Origin of the sequence: Niastella koreensis GR20-10, assembly GCF_000246855.1 — a bacterium.
In the GTDB taxonomy this organism is placed as follows: Bacteria; Bacteroidota; Bacteroidia; order Chitinophagales; family Chitinophagaceae; genus Niastella; species Niastella koreensis.
In genome coordinates this window covers 3607551-3622635 of record NC_016609.1, presented here as the reverse complement: position 1 = coordinate 3622635, position 15085 = coordinate 3607551, and the positions used below count along the sequence as shown (strand labels likewise).

The following is a 15085-nucleotide window of genomic DNA, read 5'->3' as shown; positions in this document are numbered from 1 at the left end:
GACGCTTTAAATTTTATTGCCAAAGATAGGGAAGTGCACATTAAGGAGGGGTTACCTCCTGGTTCAATTTTTGCGTGGGAAATAATCTTTAATTTTATAGTAAACCAAAACGAAACCTCAAAGCTGTTTGCCGGCTTGACCATACTCATGAGCACGCCTAATTACTTAGCCTGTCTGATTGCTCTTATTTTCCTGGCGGGGATGCTGTTGTTTATTTATATGTGGTACAAGATGCGGCAAAGCCGTCAAAAGTACGAAGGGCAAATCCTACGCTTAACCGAAGAAAAGGAAAGCGCCGAAAAACACTGCAGGCAAACAGAGAAAGAAAAACAGCAAGCGGTACTGGAAGCGCAGCGCCTTACCCAACGCATGCTGGGGCTGGTTGATCAATTGCAGCTGGTGGCGGGGCAGCAGGTAGTGATTGACGATTGGGCAGATGATCCGGTGTTTTGGACCGATACGCCCGGTCAGGAACGTAAAAGCGACCAGACCATCCTGGATGCATTGGCTACCGAAACCCAGCGCATTCTGATCGTGGACGATAATACGGAGATCAGACGGTATATAGCGGCCCTCTTTACTGAACAGTTCACCGTATATGAAGCGAAGAGCGGGGAAGAAGCGCTGACCCTGGCGCGACAGTTTCAACCCGATATTATTATCAGCGATGTGTTTATGCAGGGTATGACGGGTATAGATCTATGTAAGCTCATCAAAGACGATAATGCCCTGGGGCATATACCCGTTATCCTGCTCTCGGGCAGTGCTTCCACCGATACCCGGTTACAGGGGGTGGAAGGCGGCGCCGATGACTATATAACCAAACCCTTCGACAAAGACCTGCTGGTGGCCCGCGTTATAGCTCTTATAAAAAGCAAAAACAACCTGCAGAAGTATTTCTATAACGAGATCACGCTGCAACAAAACCCGCTGAAGGTATCTGCAGAATACAAAGCCTTCCTGGATAATTGTATTGCCATTGTGGAAACCCACCTCGACGATGAACAGTTCACCATTCAAACCCTGGCGCATGAACTGGGCATGAGTTATTCCAAAATGAATAAGAAGATCAAGACGGTATGTGGCCAGCCGGCCAACGCATTTGTACGTTTTATACGTTTACGCAAGGCGGCTGAATTATTTATTAACTCCAATTACAATATAAACGAAACTGCCTACCAGGTAGGCATAGGGGATATCAAACACTTCAGGGAACATTTTACCCGGTTGTTTGGGCTAAAGCCCTCGGAGTACATCGAGAAGTACCGTAAAAACCTGGGGAAACAGTATAACATAAACGAAAACATTCTCCCGCGTTCCGGGACGTAGTACACTACGTCAGTTTTTTTACCAGCTTATTATTTATGAGCCCGTTATAAATTTCAAATAGTCTTATTTGGGTCATTGACGTAGTTACCAGCGTTAAAAAAGCCCCCTTTTTATCAAAAAAGCCCCCCTTATCATCCCCTACAGGACGGGTATCTTGCCCCTGACACTCCTATTATTAAGACGGATCAAAACGTCTATTTAACCAAAACGTTTGCGGTATGAAAAAATTATTGCATCCAACCCGGATGGTGCATCCTCCTGGTTCCTTCTTCTTATTTATTATACTATTAATTGCCGTCCCATTTGTTTCACTGGCGCAGGAAAGAACGCTGGAGGGAACAGTCGTGGACGCTTTTAATTCACCCATGAAGGGCGTATCTGTTACTGTGTCCACTACAAAACGCGGTATTACTACCGATGAAAATGGCCATTTCTCATTAAAAGTAACGGCCGAAGCCAGTATCACATTTTCGTTTGCCGGTTATGTTGCCCAAACCATTAAAGTGCCGGCAACCGGTAATGTATCCATCCGCCTGGAACTAAGTCAGAAGTCCATGGATGAGGTAGTGGTGATCGGGTATGGCCAGGTTAAGAAAAAAGACCTCACCGGTTCCATCACCCAGATCAAGCCCGAAAAAATAAGTGATCAAAACCCGAACACTACACAGGACATCATTCGTGGTACGCCAGGGGTAACCGTTGGGTTCGATGCCACTGCCAAGGGCGGCGGCACCATCCAGATCCGTGGACAACGGTCGGTATACACCGATGCCGGCCACAACGATCCTTTACTGGTGCTCGATGGAATGATCTTCTACGGCGAATTATCGGAGATCAATCCCGACGATATTGAGCAGATAGACATCCTGAAAGATGCGTCTGCCTCGGCCGTCTATGGCGCCAAATCCGCCAACGGTGTTTTGATCATCACCACCAAAAAAGGAAAGCGGGGCAAACCCCGGTTTAACTTCACTTCCAATTATGGCATCTCCACCATGGGCATTAACCGCCGCGTGATGACGCCTTCAGGGTATATGCAATACCGCCATGACTGGTACACAGCGCCTACGTATGGCACCAATACCACCACCGGTAATTACGAAGCCTATCAATCTGATAAGAAAATCCAGCCGGGATATTTTGATGAACCCACCGATGCCAATCTTTCCAAATGGGGCATTACCATAGACCAGTGGCGGGCTTATACAACTGCAACCAATGGCACAGCCGGCGACCAGGAGATCTGGGCAAAACGGTTGTTATTGCAGGGTACGGTGTTGAATAATTTCCTGGCCGGTAAAACGTTCAACTGGTACGATAACACTTTCCGCAGGGGCAGCAACCAGGATTACAATATCAGCGCCTCCGGTGGTTCTGACAATTATAATTATTATGTGTCCATGGGCTATCTCAGCAACCAGGGATTGATAAAAGGCAATGACTTCAAAGCCGTGCGGTCTAACATGAAGCTGGAAGCCAAAATGACAAAATGGTTGGATGTAAGCGCCAATGTTAACTTTCAGCATCGCAACGAAGGTGACTCCGCAGCGGACTGGAACCGGGCCATTATCTATAACAGTCCTTATGCCAATTATAAAGATGATACCGGCGCCTTGCAGGTGCATCCTATGGGCGAGAACAGTGTAAACAATTACGGTTACAATTACGATTTCATTCGCCAGTATACAGCGCGTGATAAAGCTTATACCGTGTTCAACACCATCTTCTCGGCCAGGGTGAAGCTGCCGTTCAATATCACGTATTCCTTCAATGCATCACCCCGTTACCAGTTCTATCATGAACGGTATTTTGAGTCTTCAAAGAATCCTGATTTTAAAGGCACAAACGGCTTGGTGTACCGCGAGCAAACCGAGCGGTTCGACTGGTCGCTGAACAATACCATTAACTGGGACCAGACTTTTGACAAACATCACCTGAATGTTACACTGGTACAGGAAGCCGAAAAACGGCAGTCTTGGAAAGACAGGGTGGAAGCCCGCAACATTTTGCCAAGTGACGCGCTTGGGTACCACGAAACATTTTTCGGTGATAAAAATAAAAGTAGTTACGATGCGGATGACGTGAAAGAAACCGCCGATGGTTTGCTGGCCCGGTTAATTTATACCTATAACGACCGGTATATGTTTACGGCTTCCTTCCGTCGTGATGGCTATTCCGCCTTTGGTATCTCCAATCCGCGCGCCAATTTTATTTCAACCGCGGTGGCCTGGACGTTTACCAATGAAAAGTTCTTTAAATGGGAACCCATGAGCGTTGGTAAATTAAGATTGTCGTGGGGGCAAAATGGTAACCGCTCGCTGAGCGATCCTTACCTCGCGCTGGCCAACCTCACCGCGCCAACAACGGGCTCAACTACCATGGGCTACCTCGATAACAGCGGCAACCTGGTGCAATACCGGTATTTGCGGATCGATCGGTTGGCAAACCCCAACCTGCACTGGGAGAAGACTGAGTCATTCAATACGGGGATCGACTTTGGTTTCCTGAACAACCGCTTAACCGGTTCTATAGATTATTATATCACCCCTACGGTTGATATGATCATGAACAGGGCATTGCCCAACTTTACAGGTTTTACCAGCATTACCAGCAACCTGGGCAGAGTGGAGAACAAGGGTTTTGAATTTAGCCTGAGTTCGCAGAACATGCATACCAAAAACTTTACCTGGAGCACCACGGTAGGTTTTTCAAAATACAAAAACAGCATCAAACACCTGTATTACGTGTTTGATGCTGTGCTGGATAACCAGGGGAATGTTATCAGTACCAAAGAAAGAGATGATATCACCAACGGCTGGTTTATTGGGCAACCGGTTAGCGCTATCTGGAACTACAATGTAACCGGCATCTGGCAGGCGGGCGAAGCCGCAGAAGCCGCAAGATATGGCCAACGCCCCGGCGATCCCAAAGTGGCTAATAACTATACCGATGATGATGTTAAAAATGCCAACGGTACTGTAACGCCTACGTATAACGATAAAGACAAACAATTTCTGGGGCAAACAAGTGCGCCCATCATGTGGTCGCTGCGGAATGATTTTACCTGGAAGAGTTTTACTTTTTCCTTCAATATGTATTCCTATTGGGGCGCCAAAGGATTGGTTAACCTGTACCTGAACCAGGATAACAATACTTCGTTGATCACCAACCTGGCCAACACCTGGCAAAAAAACTACTGGACGCTGGAAAACCCCACTAACAATGTAGCGCGGCTCGATGCGAAAGGTCCTGCGGGTGTACAGGCGCCCGGAAAACTGTATGACAGAAGTTTCATTCGCCTGGATAATATTACGGTAGGGTACACCTTGCCGTTGAAGCTGATCAGCAAAGCAACTTTTGATAAAGTGAAGATCTACGCCAACGTTCGCAATGCAGCTTTGTGGAAGAAAGATAAGAACTGGGCTTACGGCGATGTGGAAACCTTTACCATCAACACCGATAACACTTACAAGAATAGCTTAGCACCCAGGATTGTGACTTTCGGCTTAAACGTAAACTTTTAAAGAACCAGTGAAATGAAAACTAACAACAATAATAAAATCACCATAATAAGGAACCTGCTGCTGTATGCCACATTGATAGCCGGTTTATATGGTTGCAAGAAATCTTACCTGGCGCCTGATCCGCTGTCGGTGTACATCCCGGAAACCACCTTCTCTACCCAGGGCGGGCTGGATGCGGCTATGGCCATTTGCGATAAACAGATCCGTTCCTACTGGACCTATTTTGAATATACCGATCTGGGGCTCCCTATCAGCACCGATTATATGTTCACTGATGTAGCGGTAGCCAGTAAAACAGATGATGGAAATATTTTTGCCGACATCGCCACCCGGCTTACCCCAACCGAACAGCCTGAGCGTGTGGGTTATTTTTGGGAACAGGCTTATGCCGGGGTGAAATATGCCAATACGATCCTGAACTACATTGATAAAGTGGCGGGATTGTCGGACGCCACCAGGAATGAGTACAAGGGCCGGGCGTTGTTTCACCGGGCTTTTCACTATATGGGTCTTGTGTTCCGGTTCAAGGATGTGCCGCTGGTAACAAGGATCCTGGATGCGCCGAAGGTGGATTATCAAAGCACCAAACGTGAAGCCATTCTGCAAATGCTTACCCAGGACCTGGAGAATGCGGTACAGTGGGTACCCAGCCAGGATAAAATGAGCCTGGTAGGGTTGGTGAACAAAGCATCCTGCCGCCAGCTGTTGCTGAAATGTTACCTGGCTACCGGTCAATGGGACAAAGCCATTGCCCAGGCAGATACGCTTATCAACAACTCAGGACTTTCGCTGATGACAGCCAACTTCGGCAATTTTGTTAGTCCTTATTCCAGTGTGTGGCCGGTTACCCGTAATGTGATCTGGGACCTGCACCGTCCAGAAAACAAAGGCATACCGGCTAATAGAGAAACCATCCTGGTGATGATCAACCGCAACAATACAGATATGGGCGTAAAGATGAACTCCATGCGTAACTGGCTGCCGTTTCTTGATAACGTAGGCACCAGCGCGCCCGATGGAAAACAGGCGGTTCGGTACTTTGCAGCCTCCAGTGCTTCTTTCAGGGCGGCTTTCGATTATAAGGATGCCATCGGCCGCGGCATTGCCCACATCAGGCCTACCTACTTTCATCAAAATTCACTCTGGGCGGTGAACAATATTGATGATGCCGGTGACCTGCGCCACAACAGTACCGTTGGCAACTGGGCGCGGATGGATTCGCTTAAATTCAACGACCCCGCCAGTACGGCCTGGTACGGTAAAAACCTTCGCCTGCGGAATGCAGCCGGCGCCTTGTTGTGTACCGATACCGTTCGTAACTGGTTCGACTGGCCGCATTACAAATATTATATTGAAGATGTAAATGAAACCGGCAATCCGAACGAAGCCAACCACCGCGGCGGCGCCGGCGATCTGTATTGTTATCGCCTGGCCGAAACCTACCTGTTGCGTGCAGAAGCAAAATTCTATAAGGGCGATATCGCCGGCGCTACGGCAGATGTAAACAAGATCCGGCAACGCGCACAGTGTACGCAGTTATATACAACTGTAGGTATTGGCGATATTATGGATGAGCGTGCCCGTGAGCTGAACATGGAAGAATTCCGCTTTGCAGAGTTGAGCCGGGTTTCCTATAGTTTAGCCCTTAGTGGTAAGGCCGATGAATGGGGTAATAGCTACCAGGTTGACAACCTGGCGAAGAACAGTTACTGGTTCCAGCGCATTCAGCATTACAATGACTTTTATAACAAAGGAAAAGTAATGGTTAAGAACCGCGCTTATACCATGGCCGAGAAAAACATCAACTGGCCGGTGCCGCAGGGCTCCATCAATGCAAACGGCGGCGCCCGGCTTCGCCAGAACGAAGGCTACCCGGGTTACGACGCCGGTATTCCCATGTGGACCAACTGGCAGGATGCAGTAGCGGATGAACAACCGAAGAAATAAGAAGTAAGCAGAAAAGACCTGTCAGGTAAGCTTCAGCGTGCTGAATTGGCAAGCTCATATCGCCTACCTGACAGGTCTTATTTATTTAATAAGCAATACTCATTTGTTGCTTCAAATGCTTAGGATTAGCGATCTCATCCACCAACGCCACTGCATAATCTTCATAAGAGATAAAGCTTTTTCCATTCGCATCAAAGATCATATTGGTGCCGCCCAGGCGGTATTTACCGGTGCGTTCACCAGCGTCGATGATCATGGCCGGACTAAAATACGTCCAGTTTGTTTTGGAAGCTTTGAACAATCCTAATACTTCGGCATGCGCATGGATAGCCGGGTGCCATTCTTTAGGGGTGTGCTCCATGGCCTCGGGGCTGTCAATCATTCTTAACCCGGGTTTTATTTCGGTGCTGGCGGCGCCACCTACGATGATGATACGTTTATTAGGCTCTTTTTCCATCGTATTGATCAGGTTGGTATAAGCCTGTTTAAATTCGCCGAGGTCGTGCGGAGAAATAGCAGATACCACCACATCGGCTTCTTTTACCAGTTTCTGCAATTCTGTTTCTTTCGTAATATCCCCTTTTGTAATCGTGAGGTTGGGGTCTTTTATGCTCAGCTTACCCGGATTTCTTTGCACGGAATTGACTGAGTATCCTTTTTGCAATGCTTCTTTTGCAATGCGCTGGCCTATATTGCCGCTTCCGCCGATCAATAAAATTTTCATAATTTTCAATTTGAAGTTACTTTTGTAATGGTTAGTATCAAAAAGTAACCAAAGGTATGCCGGCTGATAATGCCACACAATAAGGCACGGCGCGGTTACCTGGTTTCATAAATGAAACTGTTGTTGATATTCAATTATATACAATGAAAAAAAACTCCGAAAAATTTGGCCCTTCAGATAAATGCCCCGTACGAACCGTGCTTGACCGCCTGGGGGATAAATGGTCGGTGCTGGTAATCTTACTGCTGGGTGAAAAGGGGTCTGTACGGTTCAGCCATATTCAAAAGGAGATCGGGGATGTTTCGCAAAAAATGCTCACCATAACTTTGAAGACGCTGGAGGCGGATGGGATTGTAAGCAGACATGTGTTTGCCGAAGTACCGTTGCGGGTGGAGTATCGCTTAACAGAACGTGGCGAAACCCTGTTGCCGCATATTCAGCAATTATCGGCCTGGGCCGAACAGAACATGCGGCATATTCTGAAGGACAGAAAACAATATGTAGCGTAGCATTTCCACACAAATCGGGTACACTGGTATTCGGGTGCAGGCGGTAAAAGCCAGCAATGGGAATTCCGTTAATCCTGCTAAGTGATTTCAGAGGCAATTGCCTCCGGACATAGAACGCCCTGTGGGTATTGTTATAAATAGTTAGACGCAGAATATGCCCCGGTAGGTAAATGCAATTTATTACCTATCTTTCGCGCTTATGATAGCGACAGACGTTTGCATAATTGGCGCCGGGCCGGCAGGAGCAGCAGCAGCTTTGCAATTGCAACAGTTCAACATTCCTTGTGTGGTGGTTGATAAGGCCGTCTTCCCCCGCGATAAGATCTGTGGCGATGGCCTGAGTGGAAAAGTGTTAACGGCCCTGAACCGGATCGATAAAAACATTGGCGAACGCCTGTGCCGGCTGCAGGAAAAAGAGGGGAGTTGGGGCGTTACCTTTACGGCGCCCAGCCGCGATTCGCTCGATATAGCTTACGAGCCCGATTATAATCCTCAGTCGAAGACCGGCATCCCTGCCGGCTTTGTTTGCAAACGTATCAACTTCGATAATTTCCTGGTAACGGAATTAAAACGCTGTCCGGATGTACAATTGTTCGAGGGACAGTCGATAGATACATTTACCCGTCACCCCGATGGTTACTTGCTGGAGGATGCCACAGGTACATTTTCAATAAAAGCAAAACTGGTGATCGTGGCCAATGGCGCTCATTCAGCGTTTACCAAAGAAGTTGCCGGCATACATATGGAACCGCAACATTATTGCGCCGGCATCAGGGCTTATTACAAAGGAGTGAGCGGGTTAAGTGCTGATGGATTTATAGAATTGCATTTCCTGCGTTCCTTATTGCCCGGGTATTTCTGGATCTTTCCATTGCCCAACGGCGAAGCCAATGTAGGTATTAGCATATTAAGCAGCGTGGTGCGAAAAAGGAAGCTGAACCTGAAAAAGACTATGCAGGATATTGTGGCCAATGACCCCGTAATGAAAGAACGGTTTAAAAATGCTACCCTTGCCAGCGGCATAGAAGGTTATGGATTGCCGTTGGGAAGTAAAAAGCGAACGCTTTCGGGAGAACGATATATGCTTACGGGCGACGCGGCGTACCTGATAGATCCGTTTACGGGAGAAGGTATTGGGAATGCATTGTATTCCGGGCGTATTGCTGCGCAGCAGGCCGCGGCTGCTTTAAAAGCAAATAATTTCACGGCTGCATGTCTGAAAAAATATGATGAAGAAGTGTATCGCGTATTGGGACCAGAATTAAGTTTGAGCACCAAAATACAACGGCTGGCCAATCGCACCTGGTTGTTTAATCTCCTGATGAAAACGGCCATGCGCAATAAGCAGCTGCGCGAGTTGATGTCGTGTATGTTTTATGAAATTGACCTGCGGAAAAAACTTACCCGGCCTTCATTCTATGTGAAGATGTTGTTGAACAGATCGTAGAAGGGGCTGGCTATTTGTCTGGTGGCAGCTTGTCTTTTTTTTCATTTTCATCAGCGTGATGTTCACCTCGTAGCACAGCATCGTTTTCTACACCACCATCCAATGGCACGTCGGTGTCGGCATCGGGGCCAATGAATTCATCCGGTGCCGGTGTATCGGTCTTGGCTGCTTCCAGCGCTTCTTTATCTTCAACATTGAAGTTATCTTCTTCTTTTATAGCCCGTTTTTTGGGCGCCTGGTTTTCCTTTTTGGTAGTCATTTTGCCACAATTTTAAGCTGTATTTTACAACTGCAGTTCTTATGCCAGGGAGTGTCAAAAAAAGTAGCATTGTCTCGTTCTTCAAATGTTCTGCCGAAGTTGTCAATTAAGTCAAATATTCCCAACAACGAGGCATTTTGTTCAAAGTGCCGCACAGTTTATTAAATTTGACCAAAAGTTGCCAACTTAGTGTCGTAAGTAGCTTAAAATGCCTCATTTCGAGCCAACTTTGGAGCGATTAATCACTCTTTGGAGTAATGTGGTCAAACTTTGCCCTAATGTTAGCTACTTTGGCGTATAAGTAGCCAACTTCATGCGGCATGTAGGGAACATTTCCCGAAAAGTTCTGCACTTATACGTGAAAGTTCAAAACTTATGGTGAATAGTTACGAATTCGTGTTCTAAAGCTGGTTGATGATGATCTGAAATAAATAACTGTTAAAGAGTAATTGAGTAAGGGTTGACACATAGTTAGTAAAGACCATTGAGTAAAAAAACAAATCCCCCAAATTTAAGCTGCTCCGTAAAAAACACTGATATTTTTTAAGTTCCGGCATGTGAAAAACTTTTTTTCCTGCCCGGATCTGTACTTTTGTTTTCTTTTTTATAGGCAAATGTATTTCATCCCTTATTTCCATTCAAGTGACTATTAATCAGTTTTCCTTACGCCCTCTTATAGCTTCCTTTATTATTTGTTCATTTTTTTTACCCGGTTTAACAGCCAGGTGCCAAATTGTAAGCTTTACAAAAGTACCGGCCCTGGGTATAAACATGGCATTTATTGATTTTGACGGCGCCAATAAACTTTCTTCCTTTGGTCGTTCCATGAAGCCGGGCCTGGCCCTGCATTTTCAAAATAACCTGTCCCGGCGTTTCGATTATTCAATTATGGTGGCAGGTTCTTTTCTTGAATTTCCTGATAATAAAAATGGAAACAACACCGGCGATAAAAAGCAATTGCTGTTGGAAAATGATTTTACCCTGCGGGCTCGCCTGCTTAAATCGCAGGCTTTGTTCAATCCGTATGCAATTACCGGTGCAGGCTGGTCGCAATATGATAACCGGTATGGTGTATATATACCGATAGGCATGGGCGTTCAGGTGAATGTGACAGCGGATCTTTTTCTGCTGGTCAATTCCCAGTACCGGGTAGCTGTAACTGCCGAACAACCCAGGCATTTCTTTCACAGTATTGGGATTGCCGGTGCTATTACCCATAGAAAAATTTCCAGAACAACCCAGGTATCTTTACCGGCGCCCGTTGTGCGGCAGGTTATTTCTTCCGATGCCGACGGGGATGGTATTATCGATAACCTCGATTCCTGTCCGCAAATGGCAGGCACAGCACGTTATCATGGTTGCCCCGCCCCTGATACTAATAAGGTTAATAACTATAGTAGTTTCCGGTCATTGGAAGCGCTAAAAACAATAGTAGACAGGGCCGCCCGGCAAATTTTCTTTGAAACCGGGAGTTATAAATTACTGCCGGTCTCCTTTTCCGCGCTCGACACGGTGGCACATATTCTTAAAGAAGATCAGGCCCTCCAACTGTCTATTGAAGGGCATACTGATAATGTTGGCCAGCCGGCCGATAATCAATTGCTGAGCGAAAACCGCTCAAAAACCGTGATGGATTACCTGATAAAAGCAGGTGTTGAAAACAATCGTTTAAAAGCTGCTGGTTACGGACAGCAGCAACCTGTTGCCACTAACGCTACACCAGAAGGCAGGGCTACCAACAGAAGAGTAGTGCTGCAAATTCATTATTGACTATCCTGCACGCTCCGGTTTAATATTAACGTGAACAATAATTATTATACGATTAATTGTTGAATAGGATTTTTTTATACTTTTACTGCGTCATATAAACGCAGTTGGCAATCATAGGAAATGATGCACATATTAAGAATAAATCCACTGTTTGTTGATTATAACCCCGGCTATTCGTATTAACAATATTTAGTATTTAGCGCACACATCAGACATCAGACGTTTGTAAAAACGTCATAGGTATTTTATTGACCCACTAACCCCCAAATCAGGCATGGTACATAGTTACACATGTTGTAGAAAGTTTTTGCTTTATGTAAACCAGGTTGTACTGTTCCTGGCTTTTGCAGAAACTATCCATGCCCAGTTTCCGGTCAATAATCTACGAACTACCATCCCCGACAGCATTGCCCCCGATATCAATAATCCTTTCCGAAATTTATTTAAGACCAGGCCCTTTTTTAAGTTGAATGGCGGCATGGTTTGTTATAATGCCAATTACAGGGCGCTGATAGATACGCCCTATGCTGAAAAAGACATTCTGCAACATAATATTACCGGACGTTTAAACGCTACAGTAGCAGGCATTGTACCGCTACAGGTCAATTACTGGCTGCGTAAAAGCAACTCCTCTTTTTTCAGAAATATTTACGATGCACAGGTGGCTTTTAACCAGGCTGCGTTCCGGGAAAATTTAAAAACAACCATGCGTCAGCGTATGCTGGCATTGGCCCCGGCTGTAAAAGATGCCAGCCTTGAAAAACTGGTTGCTCTTAAACAAAACGAACTTTCCGGTTTGGATAAATTATTGAAAACAACATTCAATCCCCAAAAGCTTATTGAAGCCAATGAAATATTAAAGGTGCCAAAGCTTAGCTGGGATGGCAGCCTGCCGGATAGTGCCAACCTGCACAAGGAAGATTCATTGAAAAAAGCGGCTGCTTATTTTCTGGATCAATATAATAATACCAAAAACAAATTCGATCAACTATATACGCAGTTCGATTCTTTACAGGAAAAATACAAGGAAAATCAGGCAAAGGTGCGTCAGTATCAACAATTGATCAAAGGCGACTGGAGTGGATTACAATCCGCCAGGGCCTGGAAAAACAAATTGCAGGAATATGGACTGGAGGATGTGGAAATACCGGCAAAATACCGGTGGTTATTAGGTCTAAGAAATTTCAGCCTTGGACGCAGCCCGGTTAATTACAGCGAATTAACCGCCAAAAACGTAAGCGTAAACGGGATCAATCTCGAATACAACAGCTGGTATTACCTGGCGCTTACAGCAGGAACGGTCAATTATCGTTTCCGGGATTTTGTGGTGGGCAATGCCAATAGAAAGCCCCAATACCTGGGTATGGTGCGGGCCGGTATAGGGCGACTGGAAAAAAATTATTTCATCTTGTCGGCCTTCACCGGAAAAAAGCAACTGTTTGCATCCGGCTCTGCTGTCAATTCAAATATAAAAGTATCCGGACTGAGCGCTGAAAGCCGCTGGGCGATCAACCGAACTTCTTACTTCATTGCAGAAGCAGGAAAATCGATAGCGCCTGATTTCCGAAACAACCCGCCGGTGGCTGGAAGTAGCAGTAAGCTTGATTTTACTGATAAGAATAACCAGGCTATTGCGTTCCATTTGTATTCGGCTATACCGGTAACGAACACGAAGCTCGATGCCTCTTATAAAAAAACAGGCGCCAACTATCAATCGTTCAGCAGTTATACCACCAATACTGCTATGGAAAGCTGGTACATAAAAGCCGACCAAAGCTTATTTAAAAGAAAACTGCGCATAGTTGCTGCTTTACGGAAAAATGAATTTGTGAATCCCTTTATTGTGCAGGATTATAAAAGCAATACCGTATTTAAAAGCGTTACAGCAACCATGCGCATCCGGAAATGGCCGGTGGTTTCTGTAGGCTATCAACCGATGTCGCAATATACCAAAGTAGATAACCAGGTAATGGAGAACCGGTTTCAAACCTTCAATGCCACCCTGTATCACTATTATGTTGTTCGTCAGTTGAAGATGGCTACCACCCTTATGTTAAACAAATTCCTTAATAATAACTCAGATACCAGCTTCCGGTATTATAATGCTACCAATAGTTATTTCACGCAGACCTTTTATTTCAATGCATTTACCGCCAATGCAGGCATTTCTTATACAAAGAACAGCAATTACACGCTGCAGGTGCTTGATGGCGGTATTCAACCCAATATTCCCGGGTTCGGATCGGTAGGTATTGGCATTAAGATCAATAACCTCAATCATATCGATATCAAGGCCGGGGGGTATGTTTCAGCCAATATCCGGCTGTTGAAACAGGACCAGTTATTTCTAAGTTACGAACATGGGTATTTGCCTGGAAACAAAAGCGGACTGGTACGTAATGAAATGGGAACGGTACAATTTATCAAGACATTTAATTTCAAATAAAATGAAGCAAAAGCTATTGCTTATCCTGGTATTGTTGATGGGGTGGCGCCTGCAGGCGCAGGTTGTTGTAACCCTGCAATTACCGCCCCTTGGACTCACCATTAAACCTCAGTTATGGAACATGTCGCTGGTGAATACAACAGGCGCATCCATGGCAGTGGAAATACAAATGACAATGACAGATGCCGGGACCGGACAAACGGTTCTTACGGCAACAACGCCCAGCATTATGCTGCCGGCCGGCGCAAAGGCCCTCAATGCAGCTATGGTAGCGCCGGTAACGTATACTGTTGGGGCGGGGTACAACATCGATGCCAATCCCAATGGGTTTTTACCGGTGGGGGTGTACAATATTTGTTATACAGTAACCAGGTGGACAAACGATATTTCCGACCAGGTGGCTGATGAATGTGTGACCGCAGAGGTAGAGCCAATCAGTCCACCGCAATTGATACAGCCAGGTGATAGGGACGGGGTGATCGTTCGCCGGCCGTTTTTTACCTGGTTGCCCCCAACCCCTTATAATTCGTTCAGCAATCTGTTGTACGACTGGTTGCTGGTAGAAGTGCAGCCCACACAAAGCGGGGCAGATGCCATTCAACAGAACATACCGGTATACCTGCAATCGAACATTTCATTTACCAGTTTGCAATATCCTTTAAATATGCCTGAACTGGATACGGGTAAAGTATATGCCTGGCGGGTTACGGCAAAAAATAATCTTTCACCCATTGCCAATAGCGAGGTATGGAGTTTTACAATTCAACAACCGTTAAGCGATACGTTCCGGATGTCTCATAAGAGTTTGTATGCTGCCATGCGTCGTGAACAGGATGCCTCTTATGTTATCTCAGGCAATCCATTGCACTTTTTATACCTGCATGAATTGAATAGCCCTTCGGTACAGGTAAAACTGACAGATATAAGTAAATCCACCGGGCAGGATGTACAGCTGGATTCGGCGGTGCTGGCAGTGAAATACGGCGCTAATTATATGAACCTCGATCTTACAAACAGTGGTTTAATAAACAAACATATGTACCTGCTCACTATTTTCAATGACCGTAACGAACGCTGGTTCTTAAAATTCGAATACCGGCAATCAAACAACCAATAACCTTTAACAGTAA

At 45.9% G+C, this 15085-nt stretch carries 10 protein-coding genes; 8 read left to right on the top strand and 2 right to left on the bottom strand.

Annotation, left to right across the window (positions count from 1 at the left end):
• The first annotated feature begins 147 nt into the window (after positions 1–147).
• From NIAKO_RS14170 to NIAKO_RS14160, 3 genes are all read left to right on the top strand, one after another.
• A complete protein-coding gene (locus NIAKO_RS14170) occupies positions 148–1329 on the top strand; it encodes a response regulator (protein ID WP_133055320.1) in 1182 nt (393 codons plus the stop codon).
• Between the two features lie 218 nt (positions 1330–1547).
• Positions 1548–4853: a SusC/RagA family TonB-linked outer membrane protein gene (locus NIAKO_RS14165; RefSeq protein WP_014219132.1), complete on the top strand. Its 3306-nt coding sequence runs from the start codon at positions 1548–1550 to the stop codon at positions 4851–4853.
• Between the two features lie 12 nt (positions 4854–4865).
• Positions 4866–6800 (top strand): RagB/SusD family nutrient uptake outer membrane protein, encoded by a 1935-nt coding sequence (locus NIAKO_RS14160; RefSeq protein ID WP_014219131.1) that lies wholly within the window; start codon positions 4866–4868, stop codon positions 6798–6800.
• Between the two features lie 85 nt (positions 6801–6885).
• Here NIAKO_RS14160 and NIAKO_RS14155 read toward each other — a convergent pair whose 3' ends face one another.
• A complete protein-coding gene (locus NIAKO_RS14155) occupies positions 6886–7524 on the bottom strand; it encodes an NAD(P)-dependent oxidoreductase (protein ID WP_014219130.1) in 639 nt (212 codons plus the stop codon).
• A gap of 143 nt (positions 7525–7667) precedes the next feature.
• Between NIAKO_RS14155 and NIAKO_RS14150 the strand changes: the two genes are divergently transcribed.
• Both NIAKO_RS14150 and NIAKO_RS14145 read left to right on the top strand, forming a co-directional pair.
• Positions 7668–8033 (top strand): winged helix-turn-helix transcriptional regulator, encoded by a 366-nt coding sequence (locus tag NIAKO_RS14150; RefSeq protein WP_014219129.1) that lies wholly within the window; start codon positions 7668–7670, stop codon positions 8031–8033.
• 199 nt (positions 8034–8232) lie between these two features.
• A complete protein-coding gene (locus tag NIAKO_RS14145; RefSeq protein ID WP_014219128.1) occupies positions 8233–9480 on the top strand; it encodes an NAD(P)/FAD-dependent oxidoreductase in 1248 nt (415 codons plus the stop codon).
• A 10-nt stretch (positions 9481–9490) separates the two neighbouring features.
• On the opposite strand, the gene NIAKO_RS14140 is transcribed toward NIAKO_RS14145, so the two are convergent.
• Positions 9491–9739, bottom strand: coding sequence for a hypothetical protein (locus NIAKO_RS14140; RefSeq protein ID WP_014219127.1), 249 nt, complete (start codon positions 9737–9739; stop codon positions 9491–9493).
• A gap of 771 nt (positions 9740–10510) precedes the next feature.
• Between NIAKO_RS14140 and NIAKO_RS36725 the strand changes: the two genes are divergently transcribed.
• The 3 genes from NIAKO_RS36725 to NIAKO_RS14120 all read left to right on the top strand — a co-directional run bounded on the left by NIAKO_RS36725 (position 10511) and on the right by NIAKO_RS14120 (position 15072).
• Complete coding sequence (locus NIAKO_RS36725) at positions 10511–11509, top strand: OmpA family protein (protein ID WP_014219125.1); 999 nt, start codon at positions 10511–10513, stop codon at positions 11507–11509.
• A gap of 307 nt (positions 11510–11816) precedes the next feature.
• On the top strand, positions 11817–13955 hold the full coding sequence (locus NIAKO_RS14125; protein WP_041346762.1) for a hypothetical protein: 2139 nt from the start codon (positions 11817–11819) through the stop codon (positions 13953–13955).
• Position 13956: 1 nt separating this feature from the next.
• The gene (locus tag NIAKO_RS14120) at positions 13957–15072 is read left to right on the top strand and encodes a hypothetical protein (protein WP_014219123.1); all 1116 of its coding nucleotides are present in this window, start codon (positions 13957–13959) and stop codon (positions 15070–15072) included.
• The last annotated feature ends 13 nt before the right edge of the window (positions 15073–15085 follow it).

What these genes read in the sequence shown, in the direction of transcription:
- NIAKO_RS14120 (WP_014219123.1), top strand. Translation starts at nt 13,957, where the DNA reads ATGAAGCAAAAGCTATTGCTTATCCTGGTATTGTTGATGGGGTGGCGC.
- NIAKO_RS14170 (WP_133055320.1), top strand. Translation starts at nt 148, where the DNA reads ATGAGCACGCCTAATTACTTAGCCTGTCTGATTGCTCTTATTTTCCTG.
- NIAKO_RS14145 (WP_014219128.1), top strand. Translation starts at nt 8,233, where the DNA reads ATGATAGCGACAGACGTTTGCATAATTGGCGCCGGGCCGGCAGGAGCA.
- NIAKO_RS14160 (WP_014219131.1), top strand. Translation starts at nt 4,866, where the DNA reads ATGAAAACTAACAACAATAATAAAATCACCATAATAAGGAACCTGCTG.
- NIAKO_RS14155 (WP_014219130.1), bottom strand. Translation starts at nt 7,524, where the DNA reads ATGAAAATTTTATTGATCGGCGGAAGCGGCAATATAGGCCAGCGCATT.
- NIAKO_RS14165 (WP_014219132.1), top strand. Translation starts at nt 1,548, where the DNA reads ATGAAAAAATTATTGCATCCAACCCGGATGGTGCATCCTCCTGGTTCC.
- NIAKO_RS36725 (WP_014219125.1), top strand. Translation starts at nt 10,511, where the DNA reads ATGGCATTTATTGATTTTGACGGCGCCAATAAACTTTCTTCCTTTGGT.
- NIAKO_RS14150 (WP_014219129.1), top strand. Translation starts at nt 7,668, where the DNA reads ATGAAAAAAAACTCCGAAAAATTTGGCCCTTCAGATAAATGCCCCGTA.
- NIAKO_RS14140 (WP_014219127.1), bottom strand. Translation starts at nt 9,739, where the DNA reads ATGACTACCAAAAAGGAAAACCAGGCGCCCAAAAAACGGGCTATAAAA.